This window comes from Echinicola pacifica DSM 19836 (genome assembly GCF_000373245.1).
Classification (GTDB): Bacteria; Bacteroidota; Bacteroidia; order Cytophagales; family Cyclobacteriaceae; genus Echinicola; species Echinicola pacifica.
Genome location: NZ_KB890750.1, coordinates 731,718 through 755,379, shown reverse-complemented (window position 1 = coordinate 755,379; position 23,662 = coordinate 731,718). Strand labels below are relative to the sequence as shown.

Annotated in this window: 19 protein-coding genes; 10 read left to right on the top strand and 9 right to left on the bottom strand. The window is 43.3% G+C overall.

Going from position 1 to position 23,662, the window contains the following annotated elements:
* Positions 1-2 precede the first annotated feature (2 nt).
* Positions 3-2,024: a cation:proton antiporter gene (locus B050_RS0113645; protein ID WP_026235888.1), complete on the bottom strand. Its 2,022-nt coding sequence runs from the start codon at positions 2,022-2,024 to the stop codon at positions 3-5.
* A gap of 97 nt (positions 2,025-2,121) precedes the next feature.
* On the bottom strand, positions 2,122-2,616 hold the full coding sequence (locus B050_RS0113640; RefSeq protein ID WP_018474494.1) for an Mpo1 family 2-hydroxy fatty acid dioxygenase: 495 nt from the start codon (positions 2,614-2,616) through the stop codon (positions 2,122-2,124).
* 91 nt (positions 2,617-2,707) lie between these two features.
* Between B050_RS0113640 and B050_RS0113635 the strand changes: the two genes are divergently transcribed.
* The 3 genes from B050_RS0113635 to B050_RS0113625 all read left to right on the top strand — a co-directional run bounded on the left by B050_RS0113635 (position 2,708) and on the right by B050_RS0113625 (position 6,061).
* Positions 2,708-3,826 (top strand): NAD(P)/FAD-dependent oxidoreductase, encoded by a 1,119-nt coding sequence (locus B050_RS0113635; RefSeq protein ID WP_018474493.1) that lies wholly within the window; start codon positions 2,708-2,710, stop codon positions 3,824-3,826.
* 145 nt (positions 3,827-3,971) lie between these two features.
* Positions 3,972-5,453 (top strand): Na+/H+ antiporter NhaC, encoded by a 1,482-nt coding sequence (gene nhaC, locus B050_RS0113630; RefSeq protein ID WP_026235886.1) that lies wholly within the window; start codon positions 3,972-3,974, stop codon positions 5,451-5,453.
* Positions 5,450-6,061 (top strand): 3'-5' exonuclease, encoded by a 612-nt coding sequence (locus B050_RS0113625; protein WP_018474490.1) that lies wholly within the window; start codon positions 5,450-5,452, stop codon positions 6,059-6,061. Before nhaC ends, B050_RS0113625 begins: the two co-directional genes overlap by 4 nt.
* On the opposite strand, the gene B050_RS0113620 is transcribed toward B050_RS0113625, so the two are convergent.
* Complete coding sequence (locus B050_RS0113620; RefSeq protein ID WP_018474489.1) at positions 6,045-6,641, bottom strand: IMPACT family protein; 597 nt, start codon at positions 6,639-6,641, stop codon at positions 6,045-6,047. The two genes, B050_RS0113625 and B050_RS0113620, sit on opposite strands and share 17 nt — an antisense overlap.
* 163 nt (positions 6,642-6,804) lie before the next feature.
* On the opposite strand from B050_RS0113620, the gene B050_RS0113615 reads away from it, so the two are divergent.
* The 3 genes from B050_RS0113615 to B050_RS0113605 are packed head-to-tail and all read left to right on the top strand — an operon-like array spanning position 6,805 to position 9,076.
* Positions 6,805-7,221: a sugar 3,4-ketoisomerase gene (locus tag B050_RS0113615; protein ID WP_229802400.1), complete on the top strand. Its 417-nt coding sequence runs from the start codon at positions 6,805-6,807 to the stop codon at positions 7,219-7,221.
* On the top strand, positions 7,199-8,113 hold the full coding sequence (locus B050_RS0113610; protein ID WP_018474487.1) for a GNAT family N-acetyltransferase: 915 nt from the start codon (positions 7,199-7,201) through the stop codon (positions 8,111-8,113). Before B050_RS0113615 ends, B050_RS0113610 begins: the two co-directional genes overlap by 23 nt.
* Positions 8,114-8,125: 12 nt before the next feature.
* The gene (locus tag B050_RS0113605) at positions 8,126-9,076 is read left to right on the top strand and encodes a glycosyltransferase (protein WP_026235885.1); all 951 of its coding nucleotides are present in this window, start codon (positions 8,126-8,128) and stop codon (positions 9,074-9,076) included.
* Here the strand turns inward: B050_RS0113605 and B050_RS0113600 are convergent.
* From B050_RS0113600 to B050_RS0113580, 5 genes are read right to left on the bottom strand one after another with little or no spacing between them, the layout of a single operon-like run.
* Positions 9,073-10,347, bottom strand: a complete 1,275-nt coding sequence (locus B050_RS0113600; RefSeq protein WP_018474485.1) for a M16 family metallopeptidase — start codon at positions 10,345-10,347, stop codon at positions 9,073-9,075. The two genes, B050_RS0113605 and B050_RS0113600, sit on opposite strands and share 4 nt — an antisense overlap.
* Positions 10,348-11,505 carry a type IX secretion system outer membrane channel protein PorV gene (gene porV, locus B050_RS0113595; protein WP_018474484.1) on the bottom strand — a complete coding sequence of 386 codons (1,158 nt, stop codon included), beginning with the start codon at positions 11,503-11,505 and terminating at the stop codon, positions 10,348-10,350.
* A 50-nt stretch (positions 11,506-11,555) separates the two neighbouring features.
* Positions 11,556-14,804, bottom strand: a complete 3,249-nt coding sequence (gene porU / locus B050_RS0113590) for a type IX secretion system sortase PorU (protein WP_018474483.1) — start codon at positions 14,802-14,804, stop codon at positions 11,556-11,558.
* Positions 14,788-15,495 carry a CDP-diacylglycerol--serine O-phosphatidyltransferase gene (gene pssA / locus B050_RS0113585; protein WP_018474482.1) on the bottom strand — a complete coding sequence of 236 codons (708 nt, stop codon included), beginning with the start codon at positions 15,493-15,495 and terminating at the stop codon, positions 14,788-14,790. Before pssA ends, porU begins: the two co-directional genes overlap by 17 nt.
* A complete protein-coding gene (locus B050_RS0113580) occupies positions 15,492-16,145 on the bottom strand; it encodes an MBL fold metallo-hydrolase (protein ID WP_018474481.1) in 654 nt (217 codons plus the stop codon). The genes pssA and B050_RS0113580 overlap by 4 nt, the downstream gene beginning before the upstream one ends.
* A gap of 200 nt (positions 16,146-16,345) precedes the next feature.
* Here B050_RS0113580 and B050_RS0113575 point away from each other — a divergent pair, with 200 nt between their 5' ends.
* From B050_RS0113575 to B050_RS0113560, 4 genes are read left to right on the top strand one after another with little or no spacing between them, the layout of a single operon-like run.
* Positions 16,346-17,398: an NAD(P)/FAD-dependent oxidoreductase gene (locus B050_RS0113575; protein ID WP_018474480.1), complete on the top strand. Its 1,053-nt coding sequence runs from the start codon at positions 16,346-16,348 to the stop codon at positions 17,396-17,398.
* A 23-nt stretch (positions 17,399-17,421) separates the two neighbouring features.
* Positions 17,422-20,721 carry a PD40 domain-containing protein gene (locus B050_RS0113570; protein ID WP_018474479.1) on the top strand — a complete coding sequence of 1,100 codons (3,300 nt, stop codon included), beginning with the start codon at positions 17,422-17,424 and terminating at the stop codon, positions 20,719-20,721.
* 30 nt (positions 20,722-20,751) lie between these two features.
* Positions 20,752-21,633, top strand: coding sequence for a YicC/YloC family endoribonuclease (locus B050_RS0113565; protein ID WP_018474478.1), 882 nt, complete (start codon positions 20,752-20,754; stop codon positions 21,631-21,633).
* Between the two features lie 34 nt (positions 21,634-21,667).
* Positions 21,668-22,462 (top strand): thymidylate synthase, encoded by a 795-nt coding sequence (locus tag B050_RS0113560; RefSeq protein WP_018474477.1) that lies wholly within the window; start codon positions 21,668-21,670, stop codon positions 22,460-22,462.
* 157 nt (positions 22,463-22,619) lie between these two features.
* Here B050_RS0113560 and B050_RS0113555 read toward each other — a convergent pair whose 3' ends face one another.
* Positions 22,620-23,438 carry an aminotransferase class IV gene (locus B050_RS0113555; RefSeq protein WP_018474476.1) on the bottom strand — a complete coding sequence of 273 codons (819 nt, stop codon included), beginning with the start codon at positions 23,436-23,438 and terminating at the stop codon, positions 22,620-22,622.
* Positions 23,439-23,662 lie beyond the last annotated feature (224 nt).

Here is a 23,662-nt window from a genome sequence, read left to right as displayed (position 1 = left end):
TCCTATTTCTCTCCCACCTCTTTTTCAAATTGGCTCAAGGCTTCAGGTTTTCCGACCACATAGATGACATCCCCAAACTTCAATTTAGTATCTCCATCCATCTGTGAGCTAGTGCTTCCTTCTCTTTTGATAGCGACGAGATTTACGCCTAAGGTTTCGCGGATTTTTAGATTCTTTAGTGGCTTATTGATATACTGCCCACTATCACGGGCTATTTTTAGACTGACAAAATTAATTTCTGGCAAGTCTATATTGAGCTTATCCCGACCGTTGGTTTGGCTGGAGCGAAACATCTCATAATTGTGAGAACGCACTTCTTCGGTAAAGTCCTCAATATCGTCCTTGGCGATCAGGTACTTATTCAGGACTCGGGTAAATATCTCTATGGAAGTTTCGAATTCCTCAGGGATCACTTCATCAGCCCCCATGGATAGGTTGGCCGCTATTTCATTTACATATCGGGTACGGACGATGATGGAGGCATTCTGGGTTTGCATGCGGATGGCTCCGATGATGCTTTTTGTGGCGTCACTATTGGATATGGCGATGACGACCACCCGTGCTAGGTGAATATTGACATGGTGCAGTACCATATCGTTGGCCGCATCACCATAGATGATAGGTTCTCCTTTTTCGCCTTCCACGCGTACCGTTTCAGGATTCATCTCGATAATGGCATAGGGGATTTTGGCTCGCTTGGCTGCCTTGGAGAGGTTCCGGCCGTTGAGACCATAGCCCACGATGATGAGGTGATCAGACAATTCTTCCCCTTCCATATTAGCCATGGAGATGCCGGCTGAGGTGGAGGCTAGGTGGGTTCTTAGTTTTTGGGGCAAAGGGGCATTTAAAATTTTTAGCGCTAGCCACTCTCTTTTTTTGATGATAAAAGGGGTGATGGCCATGGTCAGGATGGATACAGCCAGGAAGTATTGGTAATAATTCTGATTGATCAGTTCAACTTTTAATCCTTCCTGCGCTAGGAGCAAAGAGAATTCCCCTATCTGGAAGATGGAAAAGCCCACAATAAATGCTTCCTTGAAGTCGGTACCAATTGACCTTACAGCTATGGCTGCTAGCAAGAACTTATACACTAAGACCATGGCAAAAATGCCCAAGATGATTTCTATATTTTGAAAGAGAAAGCTAACGTCAAATAGCATCCCTACAGATACGAAAAAGAAGCTGAGGAAAATCTCCCTAAATGGCAGGATTTTACCAGTAGCATGGTGACTGTATTCGGATTCGCTGATGATCAAGCCCGCCAGGAATGCCCCCAAGCCTAAGGATAGGCCTAATAAAGAGGTGAGGAAAGCGACGGCAAAGCAAATCACGATGATGCTGAGTAGAAATAACTCCTCATTTCTAGTTTTGGCAATACGGTAAAGTAGGTTTGGAATAAGGTATTTGGCAGATATAAAGGTGATCAGAATGACCAGGCCACCTTTCAAAGCCATAAATAATAATGAGAGCAGAATATTGTCGGATTCTCCAGCCAGCATAGGGGTCACCAGCATCATGGGCACGATGATGATATCCTGAAATATCAATATGGCCAAAATGGTTTTTCCCGATAGGTTATTTACCTGCCCTGTTTCCTGCAAAAGCTTCAACACAATAGCGGTGCTACTAAGGGCTAGCAGGAAGCCAAAGAAAACAGCGACATTCCAATCGAAACCAAAGAAATAAGAAGTGACGGTGGTGGCCAGAATAGTGAGGCCTACCTGTAAAGAGCCTCCAATAAACACGGCTTTCTTGATGGACATCAGGCTTTTGATGCTGAATTCCATGCCGATAACGAAAAGCAGTAAAATCACCCCGATCTCGCTGAGGACATCCACCGTGGTGGAAGCATTGACTAAGGATAATCCATAAGGACCCGCTAGGGCACCAGTGAACAAATATCCGATAATCGTGGGTACCTTAAATCGGGTGAATATTAAAATTACCAAGGTGGCAAGCCCGAAAATAACAACTATTTCCGGTAACATGGGAATTTCCGTTGATGCAAGTAAAGTTTGAATCATTATTGGTGATTTAAGGAAGGAAGACCTTTTTGATTTTTTAAAAATACACTATAGTTGTGGAAATATACAGCCCAAGAGCTATAGCGCAAAAATAAAATTAGTATGAGAAGCCAAATTTTTTGTATAGAAAATGCATCAACCAAGCTGGGCCAATAAGCAAAAACTGTAGATCCTTCATAAAGGAAGGCTTTTTACCCTCTATTTTATGACCATAAAATTGAAAAATCCAAGCTATAATAAAAAGTAGGATGCAAATCACTGCTAAAGGAATAGGTGAGATAAGTGTGATAAGATTGCAAATAAACAGGCAGAAAGAGGCAAACAAAAACATCCCAAGGGCCAGGGGAGGAGAGAGCGCATAGTAATAAAAGAGGATGATGGCCAGGACAAAACTAGCCCAATTGGCAAAAGGTCCTAAATAAGGATGGAGGAATGCGATGGGGCCGGCAGGTATCGAATAGATCAAGCCTACAATGCTCAGGAAGATAATGGGCACACATAGCCAGTGAATTGCTTTGTTGGTAGGGTTCTGATGACTGGTTCCATATTCCGCCAATAATTGATCTATTTTTCTTATGTTCGTCTGAGCCATATTGAAATGAATTTGAAATTCCGCCTATTGCCATTAATTTAAAGAATTAAAATAATGATTCTACCGTTAAATCTCACAAAATAAGCCAAATATGTTAAGTTATTGGGAAAGAAAAAATCTATTACACTACGACCTGGTGGTGGTTGGAGCCGGATATGTCGGGCTTTCTACGGCCATACATTATAAGGAAAAAAATCCCGGTCGAAGTGTCTTGGTGGTTGAGCGAGGGGTATTTCCCAGTGGTGCTAGTACCCGAAATGCTGGTTTTGCCTGCTTTGGGAGCTTGGCGGAGGTGGTCGATGATTTGAAACATTATTCCGAAGAGGAGGTTTATGGATTGGTAACCAAAAGACGTTTGGGAATAAAAAATATACGCTCTGTATTTGGAGAAGACAGCATGGATTATAGACCCACTGGAGGGTATGATATCATTACTGAGTCTGAAATGGACGTGCTTGAGCACCTGGAGCGAATCAATACACTCTTCAGGCCTGTTTTTGGTAAGGATGTCTATGAGCTAAAGAGCGATATCTCCAGCTTTGGGTTTAGCCCATTGGTACGACAGTTGGTTTATAACCCCTTTGAGGGACAGCTGGACCCCGCCAAATATATGAAGGCTATGCTGCAGCGCTGCCAGGAGCTCAAGATTCACATTTTCACTGGAGCTGAGGTCTCCAAGGTGGATACCGACACCTGCCGGACCTATGTGAAGTCATATTATGACGAGTCCATTCCCTTCCAGAGTCGCTTGATTGCTTTATGCTCCAATGCCTTTCTAAATGACCTCAGTCCAGGTCTGGATGTGAAGCCAGGCAGAGGCATGGTCATGGTTTCCTCCATCATTCCTCAGCTTAAGTGGGAGGGGAATTTCCATATGGACCGGGGGGATATTTATTTCAGAAATATAGACTCAAGAATATTGCTTGGAGGTGGGCGGCAGGCCTTTGAGGAAGACGAGCATACTCCCGAGCGAGGGATCAATGCGAATATCAAAAGCTACCTCGAGGAAATTGCCAAGTCAGTGATCAGGCCAGAGGGGGAGATCAGCTGGGAAATGGAATGGTCAGGAACCATGGCCTTTGGTCAGTCCAAGCAGCCGATCGTCCAGCGGATCAATCCACGAGTGGCCGTCGGTGGGAGGCTTGGAGGAATGGGAGTTGCCTTAGGCTGGGAAACAGGAAATGATCTTGCTAGTCTTCTAAGTGACTGATAAAACCATATTTTTTGTTAATTTTAAGATTCCTTTGAAATTGTTCTACCTTAGTTCATCCTTTAGGGTAGAATAAAAATCGCCTTTTTTCTTTGAATCTGGCGCATGATTATTAATTAGAAATTATTACTTCAATCTCATATCGATGAGTAAACATCACAGAAAAGCAAGCTTATGGGAGGCAATGGTCCCAATTCTGTTTTTGATTGTTTTGCTGGTGATCAATATCAGGATATTTGGAACAGACAGTTTGTCGGGTTCCAACCAAATGGTACTATTATTATCTTCAGCGGTGGCAGGTTTATTTTCGGTCTTTAGATTGGGCATATCATGGGATAATTTGCAGCGAGGCATCGTCAACAGCATCGGAGCAGCCATGCCGTCAATTTTGATATTATTATTGATTGGGGCCCTTGCAGGGACCTGGTTATTGAGTGGGATAGTACCTGCTATGATCTATTATGGTCTGCAAATATTAAGTCCGGGGATATTTTTATTAGCGGCCTGTATTGTTAGTGCGATTGTATCCATCGCCACAGGCAGCAGCTGGACCACCGTAGCCACAGTTGGCGTAGCCCTTTTGGGGATTGGGAGAGCCTTGGGCTTTGAAGAGGGGCTTATTGCAGGAGCGATTATTTCTGGAGCTTATTTCGGAGATAAAATGTCCCCACTTTCTGATACTACTAATTTGGCGCCAGCCATGGCAGGAACTGATTTATTTACCCATATTCGACATATGACCAAGACCACCATACCTTCCATTGTTTTGGCATTGGTGATTTTTGGGATTTTGGGTTTGACCACGGAGGTACATGGCTCTGTGGAGCAAGTAAAAGGGATTTCCGCAGTTATTGCTGAGCGATTCAATATCACTGGATGGCTATTTATAGTGCCGGTTTTGGTTTTAGGAATGATCGTAAAGAAGGTTCCAGCCGTCCCCGCCTTATTTATGGGCGCCCTACTAGGGGGTATTTTTGCTATTATTTTCCAACCCCAGATCATCCAAAATATTGCGGGTGAGCCAGGGGCATCCTATATGTATCAGTCTTTCAAGGCCGTGATGGTGGCGCTATATGGAGATATAAGCATCGTCACCTCAAACGAGATGGTGAACGAACTGCTTTCCACTGGAGGAATGGCAGGAATGCTATTTACGATTTGGCTGATCATTTGTGCTATGATTTTTGGTGGAATAATGGAAGAAAGTGGCATGCTACTGGTGATCGCTGAGGCAGTGATTTCTAGGGTTCATTCCTTGGGCTCGCTTATCGCTTCCACCGCAGCTACCTGTGTATTCTTCAACCTTACCACCTCTGACCAATATTTGGCGATCCTGGTGCCTGGTAGAATGTATGCCGACATCTATAGGAAGCGTGGGCTTAAGCCTGAAAATCTCTCCAGAACTCTGGAAGATAGTGCCACCGTAACCTCGGTACTTATACCTTGGAATACTTGCGGCGCCACCCAGGCTTCTGTACTAGGCGTGGCAACATTGACCTATGCACCTTATTGCTTTTTTAATATCATCAGCCCCTTTATGACCATCCTTTATGGATATCTGAAGCTGGGCATAAACTACTATTCAGAAGAAGAAATGCGTGAAATTCAAAAAGAACTGGCCGTATGATCCCGATGAAAATATCAAAAGACGAAGTAAATCAATTGCCTTTAGGGCATTTTGAAGGAGATATTTACCTGATTGAAGACGAAAAAGAGGTAGCTGAAGCCATTCAGGATCTGAAGCGATATTATCGAATAGGCTTCGACACGGAGACCAGACCCTCCTTCCGAAAGGGGGTAAGTTATGATGTCTCCCTTTTGCAGCTCTCCACACCTGACAAAGCCTATCTGTTTCGCCTAAATCATATTGGCTTGCCAAAGCCGGTGCAGAAAATCCTGGAGGACCCTTCCAGAGTGAAGATTGGTGCTGCTGTCAGAGATGATATCAAGGCACTCAAAAAACTCGAGCCTACCTTTAAGCAGGCTAGTTTTTTTGACCTCAATGAGGAACTTAAGAAGGTGGGCTTCCATAATGTAGGTGTCCGAAATCTGAGCGCTATGGTGCTGAACATCCGTATCTCCAAAGCCGAGCAGGTATCCAATTGGGAAGCGGAGGAATTGACCAAAAAACAGCAGCTTTATGCCGCTACGGATGCATGGGCTTGTTTGGAAGTCTTTGAGGAGCTGTATAGTAAGGGGTATCTGGATCCGCTATTTTCTAAGGAGCCATCTTAACAGAGGGGATGTCCTCCATCTTTGCGAGCACTTCGGGTAGGACCCCTTCTCTTACCCGAAGCTTCATATGGCAGGTATTATCAAAATCCTGCGTGATGATCTCCAGCTCATAATCTTTTATTAAGCGCATGACCTCATTCATATCCAGGTACTCAAATTGAAATTGGATTTTTTGGGTGACTATGGCCGTGATGATCTCGTTTTCTTCAATGGCATAGCTTGCTGCGGTTTTATAAGCACTGATCAAGCCTCCCACGCCTAGTTTTACCCCTCCAAAATACCTAACCACCACGATCAGCACATTGGTGAGGTTGTAGGAGCGGATTTGGCCAAGAATGGGGTCGCCTGCCGAATGATTGGGCTCCCCATCATCATTGGCCCTGAATTGTGTCTGATCTTTGCCCAGCATATAGGCATAGCAATGATGCCGCGCATCGTAATATTTTTTCCTTAGTGCGTCGAGCTTTTCCTTTATATCCTCTTCATGGTCCACCGGATAGGCAAAGGCCAAAAATTTACTTCCTTTCTCTTTGTATATGCTTTCTGAGTCCTCTTTAAGAGTCAAAAAAGTATCGTCCATATGCTTATTTTTTATTCCAACTATCAAAACTACAGATCCAAGCTATCTTTCCCAAGGGGATGGGGAACTCTATTTTAGAATTAATGCGCTATTTTGCCCATTGCAACGTTGTTTTTAATTAAATTGGCAGCAATAATTTTCAACACCCAATTTTTGAGTTAAAATGATGTCTAAGCCTTATGTTTTCCACTTTGGAGAAGTGGAAAATGCCTCCGGAAGATTGAATTTCTGGGACTCAGACCAGCTTCCCATGGGAGTGAGCCGAGTGTTTTGGATCACTAATGTCCCTGAGGCTGAGGTGAGAGGCCATCATGCACATCGGATAGACCATCAACTTATTGTCTGCCCCCAGGGTCAGGTCGTGGTGAATCTGGAGACTATTGAGGGGGAGAAGTTTAGTTTTATTTTAGATCAGCCCAGCAAAGGCCTGTTTTTGCCTCCAATGGTTTGGTCCACTTTTACTTTTGATGCTAACAGTATTTTGTTGGTTTTGGCAGAAAATAAATTCAACGAACAGGATTATTTAAGAAATAAAGATGATTTTGAAAAGTTAAAAAATGAACATAGCCAAAAACTATGAGTTTATTATTCAAGAAAATCCTGAAATAGAGCATCCATATTTTTTACTGGATTATCAGTCAGGTGCTGGAGAGCGGTATTATATGGCCAAGCTGTCAAAGAAGGCCAAAGTGAAGGTGATGATTACCTTTGTGATAGGGGAGGATAAGGTAGCTTATTCTTTGCCTAATGCCCCATTTGGCGGTTTTTGGGCAGATAAGAAGGTCTCCACAGAGTCTTTAGTATCCATCATGGAGGAGCTATTTAGAGAATTGAAAATTATGGGGGTGAAGACTTTTAAAGTCAATCAATCCACGATTCTTTATGAGGAAAATAGTCCACTGATAAATTATGTCATGGACAGCCAAGGATTTGCCCTGAAGAAAATCCTCCTTCATCATTATATGGTGGACAGGAAATTTATCAAAGGCTATGTCCAAGCCAAGGCCCCCAAGCATAAAAAGAAACTCAAAAAGCTAGAGTACCTCACTGAAGTGTCTGGGATAAAGACTTTCAATTTTCTTAAGAATATAAAGAAATGGCGTAGTCAGCGTGGACATGACTATAAGCTGTCCGAGGAGAGACTGATCCATCAGGTGGCTGCATACCCTGAGCGGTACCATTTGGTATCAGTTATGCAGGATGCGGAGCCTTTAGCACATGCCCTGTGTGTGCGGCTTACTCCTAATAGTCTATATTATTTCCTGCCGGCGATCGACCCCCAGCGACAGCAGTCTTATACGGGTGAGGCCTTGCTATTCGAGGTGGTTCGACTTGGAGAGTCCCTAGGTGTAGATTTTATAGATCTAGGATCCTCCGATCTGGAGAATCAGCCAAACCATAACCTGATCCGGTTTAAAAATAAATATGCCAATCAGCGGGTCAATAAATACAATTGGGAGATAGAGTTTTAAAATTTAGAAAGGGTGCCCTTGGTCAGTATTATTGTTATTTGTCATAATCAAGCCCCCTTTATTTGGGACTGTTTGGATAGTGTCTTGCATCAGGATTATAGCGATTATGAGCTGATCATTATTGATAATGGGAGTGAAGATGGGGGAGCGGAAAAGATACAGGATTGGGTATGGGTGAATGATCTCCAGAATCAGGTGAAAACCGTTCTCTATCCCAAGGCAATAAATTATTGTGCAGCCTTCAATGAAGCCCTCCGCAAGACTCAAGGTGCTTATATAATCGATCTGTCAGGAGATGATCTCTTACTCCCTGGTCATCTGTCTCAGTCGGTGGAGACCTTGTCCTCACAGCCAAGAGCAGCCGTGTGCAGTAGTAATGCTTATTTGATTTCTGAAACTAATGAGATAAAGTCCACCTTCTTTCCAGTGGACAGAGAAGGGGATATCCTAGGACGGGTTCCCGAAGGGAATATCTATCTGGAGGTGATAAGACGGTATATCGTCTGTACTCCAACGATGGTTTTTGATGCGGAGGTTCTAAAGCAACATGGAGGTTATGATGAGAAACTGGTTTATGAGGACTTTGATATTATTAGTCAGCTGGCCCGCAAATATCATTTTGCCTTTTCTCCTCATATTGGAATAAAGAAACGCATTCATAGACATTCCTATTCCAGGCAGCAATACCAGAGATACCAGTCAAAGATGCTTCCTTCCACCTTGATGGTATGCAAGAAAATAGCGGTGATGAATAAATCGAAAAAAGAAAGAAAGGCGTTGATTTACCGTTGTATGCATGAGGCTAAACATGCCCTGGCTTCAGGGAATCGAGACTCAGGACTGGGATTCCTAAAAGTCGCCGAGGCCCTGGGTGCTCACGGTTTCGTGTTTCGCTTATTTCAGTTTTGGTCACATAGTAAGGTGGATGTCTCCTGGCTATACCAGATTCTGAAGAGGCATTAGCCCACGATCACCTCAATGATATTCTTCCGATCAAAATATTTTTGCCCTATTTCCATCACTTCGTCAGCTGTAAAGTTTTTGAAGTATTCCAATTGGCTTTCATAAAAAGAATAGTCCAAACCCGCATAATGGATTCCCTTAAATCGACCTATTAGATCAAAGGCATTGCTGAAGTTGGAAAGGAAATGGCCTACCATATAGTTCCTCACTGTTTCCAGCTCATTTTCATCCAATGGAACCGTCTTGAGGATTTCGATTTCTTTATATACTTCCTCGATTACCTCGTCGGCAAATCCCTTCTGGACATCTGCCATGACCACCCAATAATCTGATTTTTCCAGACTTCCAATAGAACTGTAGATGCCATAGGTCATTCCTTTTTCTTCCCTTATGTTTTTGATGAGGCGTCCGCCAAAGTATCCGCCGAGGATGGTGTTGAAGACGGTCAAGGCATGGTAATCAGGGTGAGATTTTGGAATCAGATGCTGGCCCATTCGAATGCTGGACTGTACAGCCTTGTCTTTAGCTTCCAAAAGTCTCTTTTCAGGCCAGATTTCATAGATTTCGGGCTCTTTGAGAGTGGGATGAATAGCCAAATCTCCAAAGGCCTCAGCGATCTTATCCACTTCCACCTCCGTCAGGTTTCCAATTACAAATAGCTCAGGTTGAATTAGGAATTTGTGCGTATAATAATCCACTAGTTTTTCTGAGCTTACCGCATCCACATGATAGTCTTCGGCTATAAAACCAAAGGGATGGCTGGTGCCAAAAAGAGCTTTTCGATAGAGCTGATTGGCTCTGGCGCCATTTTGCTCGTGCTGAAGACTGATGGTAAGCGCCTTTTGGGATTTTCTTTTTTCCAATTCCTTTACCGGAAAAATCGCCTCAGTGATCAATGACCTAAATACAGGCAGCACCCTTTTGAAGTGCTTTTTGGTGGTCAGCAAGGACACGCCCTGCTGCTCAAAACTGGATACAGTATCCACCTCAGAAGCATAGTGATCAAAGAAGGTATCGATTTCCTCAGAGCTCATCGTTTTGGTTCCTTCTAGCAGCATATTTAGAGTAAAGAAGGGGACTAATCCATCTTCCTCCGCTAATAGTTTTTTATTTGACTCCGTCACCAATTCTATCCTGACAGCGTCTATTTCAGCGGTGGGAATAAAATATAAAGGGACTCCGTTAGCAAGAGTCCTCTTTGTGGGTTGAATAAGATCTATACTTTCCGGAATTTGAAATTCCGGAGCTTTTGCACGGTTGAGTACATTCATTTAATTAGGGATATTGTAAGCTACAGAAAAGCGAAGTGTCTCCGCCATTGGATGGTTTTGCTTTTGAGGCACTAAATAGGAGAAGTCAAAGTCAAGCCTTTTTACAGCAAAACCTAGCCCCATAGTGAAATATTTTCTACCTCCTTTATGTTTGTTTTCGTAAAAATAACCCGTACGCAAGGCGAAGCGCTCTGCATAGGAATATTCCACTCCAAAAGAAATCATTACTTCTTGCATCTCTTCCTTAAAACCATCAGGAGCATCAGCAAAAGAACCAAACATAGCACTCAATAATGGTCGATTAGGATCTTTTCCACTCTCGATTTCGGGTTCTCCATCTGGGCCGATGACCAAGGTACCGTCCTCATTCGTTTCATAGATCGGTGGAGTAGGGACCATCAGCTTGTTCAGATCCAGGGTGAAAGTCAGCTTACTATTAGGATCCAAGGCTGTTTCCAATGCTGTTCCTATTCTCAAATTAGTAGGGATATAGTCTAGGTCAGCCGCACTATTATAAGTAAGCTTCGGGCCAATATTACTGATCATGGCTCCCCAGCTCCAATAGCTTTCGTTATTTCCTAGAAGTATTTCTTTTCGTTGGTAAACGCCCACATCCACACCCACGCTCACGCCTGGTTTACTATCTCCATTACCATTGGAAGTGATGTTTCCTGCTAGATTGGAATGAATAAATCTTGCTGAAATGCCGAGAGATAGGGTCTCTGATAGTTTGCGGGAATACGTGGTGCCAATGGCAATATCTCTAGGATTAAATTGTCCTATTTCCTCACCAAAACCATTGGTAAGCTGGATGTCTCCCATATTAAAATAACGCAGATCTACCCCAAAGGTGGACATATCGTCAATTCTAAAATAGCCGGTTAAATAGCTCAGGGACATATCAGGAACGAGCTTTCCTAGCCAGGGAGAGTAGGATAATGAGAAGCCTGTTTTGTCTTCCACAAAAGCGAGTTTGGCCGCATTCCAATGAGCGGAATTTGCATCTGGTGTGGTGGCCACACCTGCATCACCCATGGCCGAATGACGGCTATCAGGGGCAAAGTTGAGAAATGGAACAGCGGTGATGATCACCCGTCGGCCCTCATCCTGACCCGAAATAATGGTCGAGTTTTGCGCTTGAGCGACTCCACAGAACATTATTCCCGCAATCAAACAAATAAATGCTGTTATATTCTCATTTAATCTCTTCATTGAATAACTATTTTTCCATTAGCCTGATCGGAAGTTCCGTCGCTTTCGCTTAGCAGCTGTAATCTGTAAATATAAGTTCCTTTTGCGGGAATTTTCGTGATGTTCCCCAAAAAAAACCATTCTAAATCAACGATATCTGCACTCGCATTTACGTAACGCTTTTCCGAAGAATATATTTCTTGCCCTAATATATTATAAATTGCCAACTTCACTAGAATTGTTTCTGTCGCTCGATTATGACTTATCCGAAAATATGTCTTTTCTGTCGCTGGATTAGGGAAGTGCTGGACCTTGGTTATCCTAATCCTCTGGCTACCTTCCACTATTAGCTTCATTTCTTGTGAAGATCGATTCGCGGCTAGATCATATATACTTATTACTATACTGTTCTCGCCTTCCTTCAGTCCACTAACTGATAAGTCCATCAGGCCTAGAATATAACTATTATTTACCGCTTTAAAAAATTCCGCCCCATTTGGTATCACTTTTCCATTTAGGCTTAGCTGAGCTTGATAGTTTTCATCATTTCCGAAATACAGCCCATCATCATCCCATACATTAGCGAGGATACGGATGGTTTTGGAATCCGTGATGGAGACTGGATTTACGCTGTCTCCAGCATATAGATGGATGGATGGACCCAGCAGGTCAGTTTCATCAGGAGCATGATCCCCAGCGCCAAAGGAAGAGATCCCCCGGCCCTCGATCTGCTTTTGAGTGTCTACAGCGTAGAGCTTTACGCGTAACGGTCCCCTAATTTCTTCTTTATATTCACCTAGCTTCAGAGATCCTGTGAAACCTCCATCGATCACCTCCCCGCTTCCTTGAAAGAGTAGGTCTGGTTTCCCAAAGAAAGTGCTTGTATTTCCTTCATCTCCTAAAGTGCTTGATTCTATGAAGTCTCCATGAACTTCTAAGGTGTATTCTCCGTCGAAACTGGTGACGACCATGCCCGTCAGAGGGTCTATGAGCTGACCGGAATAGAAGGTAGGCTTCCCACTTGAGATCTCTTCGGCTTCCTCCTCCAGTGTAAGTTGCACTGCGAGTTCATAGCTGGCAAGCCTCATGCTTGGATCTCCCAGAAGGGAAAAATTTCTATTATATGGGCCATTTAAAGATTGATTCTTGGTGTCCTTAAATAAGTCCCCTAAATAGATTTCAGCTCCTGCTTGCCTGCTGACAAAGGCTTCCATAAAGGCGCGATTTAGCTCATAATTGCTGCTGCTATATACCGGTCTTCCCGTGGTGAGTAAGGCGATGGAACCTTTGTTTTTGGCACTAAGCATGGCTTCCGCACCAGAACGGATATAGGGGCTGTCATGCCTTCCAAACTCGCAGGTAGCGGTGATGAACACGGGAAGATGGTCGGCCTCTGGCCAATCTTCCAAGTCACGGGTTTCAAATAGCCTTTCTTCTGTCAGTTGCTGCTCATTTCCATGCCCGATATAGTTTACCAGTAAGGCGCCTGAACTAAATACATCCGCGAAACTCTTCCTTGCAGCCTCTGAGTTTTGGGCGGGACGGGTGCCAGTTTGCGGATAGGCGTCTAGGTATATTTTCTCCAAATCCACTATGGGCAAATACTCATTGAGGTACTGACTGTGATTTTCGCTATGACGAAGGTGAATATTATTATCCCCATCATCCGCCACCATGATTACCTTATTTTTCCAATTGCCAATCTGTCGGGGAAGGTTTTCATAGTCGATGATCTTATCTACCACCTGAAGAGCCTCCGTACTACTGATCACCGGGATACGGCCCAGCCCTATGGCCATGGGTTCATCGCCATCACTAGTTTCTTCCCATTGGCCCTGGCCATAAGCTAATAAACCGAAATAATCATCTGAGCTGAAAGTCCGTAAGGGGTCTAGGCTATTTCGGGAGCTATAGGTCGGCACTTGATTTTCATATCCTCCCGAAAGTCCCTTATAGTCAAATGTGCCTTTACCCATAAAAAGTACAAACTTCAGTTGCCCATGGGTATGGTACTGATGGGCAATAAAATTCCGTATAGCGGTAATGTCCATGGTTCCGGCATTATAGGAGTCATATATGGCCTCGGGACTGGTGACCAGCGTGGATATCCCAAGCCCCTGCTTGTGACTAGCGAGTTTATCTGCAGCATAACGGAAATTGCTGGAGCTAATAATTATAAATTGGGCCGCGGGGCTTGAGGCAAGGTCGATTTCTACTTTCTCAAAGGTCTCAATGGCCCTGGCGGAGTTTTGATCCGCGACGAGAAGTCTCTGCTCATAATCAAGGGTGAAGGGACCGCCGCTGGGAATAATGGCTGGCTGATATATATCTGATATCTCCCAATACCGATAATTTTCCTGAGGAATGATGCCGATTGATTCATCGGTTTTTAGCGAATGGTAAATTCCTGGAGGGAGATTTTCCGACTTATGGGGAAGACCCAGCAGGAAGTATTTTAAGTAGGCGGTTGCATTTGGATCATTGCTGGACATCCGCAGGCTAAGCTTCGTGGTGCTCCCCAGCTCAAAAAAAGGGCTGAAGTGCTCTATTATTTTTTCTCGCCCTTTGATTCCATAGGTGCTGCTGGGCACGGCTTCTATGCTTGTTTCCAGAAGCACATTGCCGAAACTTTCGATAGTGAGGGAGGCTAAGCTGGTGCTTTGGGCCATCATATTCGCCTGAGCGTAGATGGGGCCGATAGTATAGGGCTTTACGGGGAAATTAAAGGAGCTAAGATCATTGGAGAAGGTTCTGAGCCCGTACCAGTCTCTGCCTGAGGAGAGGATATTGTACTGCGGTTTATGGTAATAATAAAGTTGATAGACTAAACCCGTAGAGGATCCATCGATCTCATCCGAACTGGATGTTTGGATTCTAAGAGGAGGATCCGTGCTGGACTGAAGCTGGTAGGAGGCAGATTCGGTATAGGGATGAAGGTCATAGTGCAATTTACCAGCTTCTATACTCGTCTGATGGGGTCCAGAGAGGAAAAGCAATAAACCTTCCTCCGTTACTAAACTGGGGATTTCGGCTGGAAATAATTGCCCTTTGCTAAGGGTTTGATCCAAAGTATAGGGTTGGCCAGTAATTTTTACCCTCGTGATATCCTGAAATCCTAAGGCTTTGAGCTGGTCTGAGCGAAGGAGGTATAGGCCATCCTCAGTGATGGAGAAAGTATAGGACTGCTGGGCAGCTAGTCGCCCGCCATTACTGAGGGTAATTACAAGTAAAATAAAAGGAAGTATATGCCTAAGGTGCCGGTTCATGCGAAGGTTTAGCTAATCTTTCCACCAGGGAAAGTAGTATATAGCCTATTATGATAAATGGCACACCCGCAAGACCATATAGGATCAGGCAAATGACACCAATAAGAATCAATACATAACGATAAACATTGTCCTGAAGGCTGAAATTCTTGAATTTTAATGCAATTAATGGGAGTTCGGCTGTCAGTAAATAGGATAATACTAAAATCAATCCCAGTAAGAAATAATAATTTTCGATTAAGGATTGTGCCCAGGTAAACTCTTCTGCCATGAAGGGCAGAGTGGCAATAAGAAGGGCATTGGCAGGAGTAGGAAGACCGATAAATTGGTCGGTCTGGCGGGTATCTATATTGAATTTGGCCAATCGCATTGCGGATTGGATGCCTATCACAAAAGCCAGATAAGGGATATAACCTTCGGGAAAAATGATCAACAATAAATGAAAGACAATAAAAGTAGGTAATACCCCAAAGGTCACCATATCAGCTAGGGAATCCAGCTGCTTACCGATCTCACTATAGGCATTCAGAAGCCTAGCTACCATGCCATCCAGAAAATCAAATACGGCAGCGGCCAGCATCAGGTAAGTCGCCATATAGAAATTACCAGCAAATACTTCGTTGATACCTGCCAGTCCACAAGCCAGGTTGAGACAGGTGATGGCATTGGGGATATGTTTTTTTATAGTCAATGTGATGCATTTTTACCCACGAATGGGTTATGAATTTTTTCTATTCCTATTTGCGTGCTAGGGCCGTGACCTGGATATACAGTGGTATCATCGGGTAGTGCAAATAACTTTTCTTTGATGGCGGTGAGCAGCGTTTGATGATCGCCACCAGGAAGGTCTGTTCTGCCGATACTTCCCTGGAATAAGGTGTCTCCACCGATACAGGTTTTGCTGTCTTTGTCATAGAACACGATATGTCCAGGGGCATGTCCCGGTACCCAGATGACCTCAAGGGAACTATTGCCAAAGGTAACAGGGACTCCTTCTTCTAAGTATTTTTCAGCTTTACAAGGGGTATATGCAGGGAAACCATAGTTGGATGCATAGCTGGCGACAGCCGCTAACACCGGCTCTTCCTTGGCAAAAATCTCCAAGGGCAACTTATAGCTTTGATTGACGAAATAATTACCCAAAACATGATCGATATGGCAATGGGTATTGAGAAGGCGGACTGGCTTCAGGCCTTCGGCGCTGATGAAAGCATGTAAGGCCTCCCTCTCACGTTTTTCGTAACATCCCGGATCTATGATAATGACCTCCTTGGTTTCATCGTATAAAAGGTAGGTGTTTTCTTGAAATGGATTAAAAGTGAAGGTTTTGACTTTTAGCATCAGGTATATTCTTTTTTAATTCTATGGATCCACTTAGCGCCTTCTAACAATAATTATTTGCTCCAAGCTTGGGCATTAGTGTTTTTGGTTCAAGGACATGATCCCCTAATTAGCAGAGGATTGAACAGCGAGATACAGAAAAGTGGATAATCAAATCTGTTTTCCTGTCAAAATAACGAAGAAAGAAATTAATTTTGGGTATGAAAGTAGATTTTTTACTCATTGGTCAGGGGATTGCAGGCACTGTATTGTCTTACCAGCTTATGCAGGATGGAAAGACGGTTATGGTCCTTGATACCCCAGCTAAAAATAATAGTACCCGAGTGGCTGCTGGCCTATATAACCCCATCACTGGAAGGAAAATGGTCAAAACCTGGAGAGCCGATGATCTTTTTCCGGAAATTATTCCGCTTTATTCCCAATTGGAAAAGCTTATTGCCAAGACCTTTATCTATCCAGCTGGTATTTACAGGCCTTTTTTTGGAGTGGAAGAACAAAATGAGTGGATGGGCAAAAGTAGCGAGCCTGAGGTGATACCTTATCTTCAGGGGGTGAAAATGCAGCCTTATTACCCGGAAGTGAACAACCCTCATGGGGGAATATTACTTCAAAATTCTGGCTACCTGGATCTGCCGACCCTAATGGACGGCTATCGGGAGCATCTCTCCAGAAATAAGGCAGTTAGAGAGGAGGAATTCGATGAAGAATTTCTTCTAAAGAAAGAGGACCATTGGGAGTATAAGGATATAGAATTCTCAAAATTGATCTATTGCAATGGTCTTGGGGCTATGAAAAGTTCGTTTTTTGGGAAGCTGCCATTCGCACCCGTGAAAGGAGAAATTCTTGAGATCAGCAGTGATTTTCAGCCAAGAGATGTTATCAATAGGGGCGTATTCAGGATTACCATGCCTGACGGAAGGGTCAGAGTTGGCTCCACTTATAGCTGGCACGATTTGGAAGATGGCCCTACGGAGCAGGGCAGGGAAGAAGTGTTGGAGCGGCTGGAGAAGATTGTTCCAGGTCAGGTTCAGGGCATTCTTAGTCATAAAAGTGGCATACGACCAGCTACAAAGGATAGAAAACCGTTTTTAGGAAAACATCCGGAGGAAGAAAGCGTTTATATTTTCAATGGCTTTGGTGCCAAGGGAGTTTCTTTAGTTCCTTACTTCAGTAAAATGATGCTTCGACTTTTAATTGAAGACATTGAACCTGAAAAAGATGTTAACATAAGTCGATTTTTTAATTATATTTAGATTTAAGACTATTATTCGATTCAATGAAGATACAAATACGCTTAGTTTGTTTACTTATTTGCTGGATTGGAGGGCTTACTTCTGCGCAAGCCCAATTTGATCAGGAGCAATTTGGCAAAAACAGGGTTCAGCACCATGAGTTTGAATGGTATTTTTTTTCCTCTAATAACTTTGAAGTATATTATTACGGTGGAGGCAGAGACAATGCCCGCATGGCCATTGATTACCTAGAAAATGAATTTGAGCGAATCACCCAGATGGTGGGCTATGTGGCCTATACCAAACCAAAAATCTTCATCTATAATAGTCAGGAGGAGCTGCTGGAAAGCAATCTCAACCTCAATGAAAATAATTATACCGTCAATGGCGAAACATTTTTCTCCAAATTATTAGCTGAAGCAGCTTATACTGGTGACTGGGCCTCTTTTAAAGAAGAGTTAGTGCATAAAACCATCAAGGTGATTTTGGAAGAAATGCTCTATGGAAGCACCATTGCCGATGCTTTTCAGTCCAATTTAGTAAACAGTTTTCCCGAGTGGTTTATCGACGGAGCCGCATTATATCTCTCCAAGGGTTGGAGTATGGAGATGGATGATTATGTCCGTCATTACCTCAAAGACAATCAAAAGCCAAAACTCTATAAGCTAAATCAAAAGGAAGCCGCTCTGGTGGGCCAGTCCATATGGAATTTTGTGGGGCAGAAATATGGAAAGCGGTATATCTCCAGCATTCTTAACCTCAGCCGAATTAATAGAAATGAAGAAAATAGCATTGCCAATACGCTGGGACTAAGCTTTAAGGGCTTTGAAGAGCAGTGGAGAGAATATTATTCCACTGTAAACGAACCCGTGTTTACTAGCTTCAAAGATCCTGACTATGAGGAGGTCATCGCCAGCACCAAAAAGAATGTCGAAGGAGCTATCAATGATGTCAAGTTTAGCCCCGATGCCAAAAATCTGGCCTATGTGCTGAATAATGGCGGCAAATTTAAGGTGATCGTTAGGGAGCTATCCACAAATAATGAGGTCACTATCTTTAGAGGAGGCTCTGCAAGTGAGGATAGAGAGGCCAATCTGACCAGTCCGGTAATTGCCTGGAGGGATACGCTAAACCTCACCATTGCTACTTATAAGAGAGGTCTTACCACCTTGAGGATGCGAAGTATTGATGGGAGTGCTCAGGATAAAATTTTCTTACGAAATATCACTCAGATCAACTCTCTGAATTTCTCTCCCAACGGGAAAACGATGGTCCTTTCGGCCATGTCTAATGGCAGAACCAACATCTATACCCTTAACTTACGAGGAACCGGCAGACGACTGACCAATGATGTGTTTGATGATATATCACCGGTTTTTGTAAATGATACCACTATCATTTATTCTTCCAATCGCACCGACCTTCCTGATAGTGTGCTCACGCGTACGCCTGACGTAAGGGAGTTGCCGGATTATTTCAACCTTTACAAAATTGATCTTGGAGACAGCATCGTGACCACGCAGCTGACGAATATGAATTCCCGGAATTTTATGCCCAGGCTGATGAACCAGAATTTTGTGCTTCACCTCAGTGACCAAAGTGGTATCGTCAATGTCATGCGATATGGCTTGGGAAGTGAGGTATCCAGCCAGGTTTCAGCTTTTAATACCAGTGTGGAGAGCTTTGACTTTTCTCCTCGAGTAAATAAATGGGCCTATGCTTTCAAAGAGGGAACAGGGTCTATGTTGGTGGTCGAAAACTTCCCTAATTTGGATCAGTTTACTCCCGGCACACCGCGGGTACAATTGAACCAAGCAAAAAAACTAAATGAGAGGCTTGCCGCAAGGAGACTAGACAATGCCCAGGAGGATAAGACCTCCGAGGCTGTTCCTGCGGTCTCTTTACCTAAGAATGATATCAAGCCATTAGACTCCATTCCTCCCACTACCAATTCCACGACAAGCATCAATGTGGACAGGCTAAGGTTTGAGCATCAGGGAGGGATCAATACCAATCAGTATGTATTCGACAGTATTCCTTCGCCACAGTCGCAGGAAAGGCCGCAGAATGCAGGTAGGACTCTCGGCAGAAGTGACGTATTGGAGGCCTATAGAAAGCAAAACCTTCAAAACCCGGTTCGCGGGCCTCAAATGTATAGCCCACAGGTGCAGACCAATAGTCTAAGGACCACCTTTGCAGTGGATCCATTACGAGGCTTTGGTCTTAATATCGAGGGTAAAATGTCCGAATTGCTCAATAACCATGTCTTTGCTGGAGGTATCATGACGCCATTGGACTTCAGATCTGGAAGTGATATTTACTTTGAATATGAATACCTGAAAGGAAGGATAGATATAAGGGCTAGGTTTGACCGCAGGGCCTTGGTGATCGCGGAGGAAACAGAGACTTATCAGCGGTATGTACTTACCAAGACCGAGCTAGGGTTCTCTTATCCATTTTCCGAGCAGTCCCGATTTACTATTGCTCCATTCTTTGCCAAAACGCAGTATTTTAACTTAAATCCTGATTCCTTAATTTATGGAAGTGAGGGAATCGACAACCGTTTTGATGTCAATTATATTGGTGGAAAAGCAGAGCTGGTAGTCGATAAAACCACCCTGCTGGGGCTTCACCAGGAGCAGGGCTTCAAGGGAAAGATTGGCTTTAAGCATTATCAAGGAATAAATGAAGGAGATCGTTCCTTCAGTAATTTCTATTTAGACTTTAGAAACTATCAGAAAGTCCATAAGAATATCACCTTTGCCACCAAGTTATTTATTGGCTCTTTTATGGGAAATAATCCTCAGACGTATATGGTAGGAGGGATGAAAAATTGGTTGTTTAATGAATTCCATGAGCCGCCAGCCAATAGGCCTGAGTCCTCTCCAGTCAGGAATCCGACTGGGGTAGAAAATTCCAATATCTTATTTGCGGAATTTGTAGACCTTCGAGGTTACGATTACGATGAAATCCGCGGCAGGAATGTGGTGACCTTCTCTGCAGAACTTCGGATTCCCTTGTTTTCGTATCTTTCTAGAGGGAATATAGCCTCTAATTTTATCAAGAACTTCCAATTGGTGGGCTTCTATGATGCAGGATCTTCCTGGGATAGTGCCGCCCCGTGGGAGAGGATCAATGATCAAAATACCGAAGTGATCGATACCGAAGGGTCTCCCTTCAATATTACCCTCAACAACTTTAATAACCCTTGGTTACAGAGTTATGGTGCAGGGCTTAGAACGGTGCTTTTAAACTATTATATCAAATTTGACACCGCTTGGCCGATACGAAACTATCAGGTTCAAGACCCTAAGTTTTATGTTACCCTGGGTTATAACTTCTAAAAATTAATCGGAAATCATTAAGTTTGCCTCATGATAAAATCCATGACCGGCTATGGTATAGCCAATTTTGAAAATGAACGCTATATCATTAGCGCCGAAATAAAAACGCTAAACTCCAAATTTCTAGACCTAAACCTAAGAAGCCCAAGGCAGTTTTCTGATCGTGAGATTGAAGTTCGTGCCTTAGTGTCAGATGTATTGGAGCGTGGAAAAGTAAACCTGAATATTGAATTCTCCTCCAAAGATAGTTCTGAATTACCCGTGAGTATCAATCAAGGCCTGTTTGAAACTTACTTTAGCACCTATAAACTGATGGGCTCACAAGTAGGCGTGGAGGAGAGCAATGACATCTTCCGGATGGCCCTGCAGGCACCCAATGTGGTTACCTCTATTTCTGAGAAAAGCGATGATCCTGAGGAATGGGAAATGGTCAAAAAAACCATTGTTGAGGCGGCTAAAAACTGTGATGGTTTCAGAAAAGATGAAGGAGACACACTCTATCATAAGTTCAAGGAAAACCTTCAAATCATACGTGATGGTCTGACAAGCATCCAGGAAGAAGAGCCCAAACGTAAGGAAAGAATAAAAAGTCGGGTGCGCAATAACTTTAAGGAGTGGATGGAGGAAAATTCCTTCGACGAAAATCGTTTTGAGCAGGAGTTGATATATTATTTTGAGAAGTTGGATATTACCGAGGAGATTGTACGATTATCGACTCACCTGGATTACTTCCAGAAGATCATGGATGCGGCAAGCAGCCAAGGTAAGAAGCTGGGATTCATTAGCCAGGAAATAGGAAGAGAGATCAATACGATCGGCTCCAAGGCGAATGATGCTGCTATCCAAAGGCATGTCATCGTAATGAAAGATGAGCTTGAGAAAATCAAAGAGCAAGCTTTAAATATTATTTAAGCATAGCTGTAGGGGAGAAAATACGAAAGATATCATGAAACAATACCATCAATTACTTCAACATATACTAGATACAGGAGTCACCAAAGGGGACCGCACAGGCACTGGCACGACCAGCGTCTTTGGGTACCAGATGAGGTTTGACTTGAAAGAGGGATTTCCATTGGTAACCACCAAAAAGGTTCATCTCAAATCTATAATTTATGAACTGCTGTGGTTTTTGGATGGCGATACCAATATAGAGTATCTCAAAGAAAATAAGGTGCGGATATGGGATGAGTGGGCGGATGAAAATGGTGATCTTGGGCCAGTGTATGGTTATCAGTGGCGCCATTGGCCAGATGGGAAAGGGGGAGAGATAGATCAGATTACTCAGCTCATCGAGCAGATCAAAAAGAATCCTAATTCAAGAAGACATATTATCAGTGCCTGGAATGTGGCCGATGTGGACCATATGGCTTTGCCTCCATGTCATACGATGTTTCAGTTTTATGTGGCCGACGGGAAGCTTTCCTGCCAGCTCTATCAGCGCAGTGCGGATGTATTCTTAGGAGTGCCTTTCAATATCGCTTCCTATGCCTTGCTTACAATGATGATCGCTCAGGTATGTGACCTGGAGCCTGGGGACTTTATACATACTTTCGGTGATGCACATCTTTATACCAATCATATCGACCAAGCAAATCTTCAGCTTTCCAGAGAGTGCCGACCACTTCCTACCATGAAAATTAATCCTAATATTAAGGATATCTTCGGGTTCAAATTTGAAGATTTCGAATTGGTGAATTATGATCCGCATCCCCATATCAAGGCAGCCGTTTCGGTCTGATTCCATACATAATGAATAGCTGTGGACCATCCAGAGATAATAATCAATCTTAAATGACCACTTTATATATAATTCCTGGGCTGATTGATGCCTCAATATTGGCTCGAAGCTGCTAGGAGGTAAAGGCGAAGTAGCCTTTAGGGAGCTATTTTCGATTTTATATTTTAAATATCCTTTCGATCATGGGAATGGGGGTAATAGAAAACTCCCTTCCCATGATTTTTTTGATATAGCTGGTGCCAGTGATATTGGTGGTAAATATTTTATCGGCTTTTAGCAGGTCTTGGGGAGCATAAAGGCCTTCTTTGATATCCAGTCCATTGATTCTGAGGAAGTCTATCAATACTTTCCTTCCCACACCAGCGATACAATTAGCCTTTAGGCTGGGAGTATAAAAGGTGTCTTTTTCCTGCCAGAATATATTGGCGCTGCCCGCCTCGGAAAGATGGCCATCAGGAGTAGTAAGGATCACCTCATCCATTTCCATTTCCTGACGTTCAATATTTGCCATGACATAGGGCAAGGCATTTAGAGTTTTGCATGAAGCCCATGGTGAAGGCCCTATGGTGACGGTCTCACTGATATAGGCCTCCATTTTTGCTTTTGGTCCTAGTGTAATGTCCTGGCAGTGGAGGGTTTCATAGCTGAGATTTTCCTGTGGTGTGTATTTCCCCATTCCAGAACGTACAATATTCCACCGTATGCGCAGCGAAGTATGGATTCCATAATGTGACCTTAGAAAGCGCTCTATTTCAGTAATTTTACTTATGGACTTTGTGTTGAATTTAAGGACTTCCAGCCCATGGTTTATGCGCTGTTGATGTCCGGCGGAAAATCTAATTTCCCCATTCATAAAAATCATGGTTTCGAATAATCCATCGCCGAAATACAGGCCTCTGTTTAGAGGGTTGGTGGCTCCGGGTATGAACGCATTGCTAAGGGGTAGTTTTTCAAATACTGTATTAAAATCGGACATCTACTGTGCGCTATTGGGCAGTTTTGGAAATTGATTACTTATGGTGCTTGAATAATTCTACAAAATAAATCGATTAATATTAATTCTTCTCATTTTAAAATACATATTGCTTTATAATTCCTAACTTATGCTCTGAAACGTGCCTAAGAGGGATTTTGGATGGGGGATCTTGATTTGACCTCTTATAAATCAAATTTAGTATATCCTTTTTAGGATTCAAATCA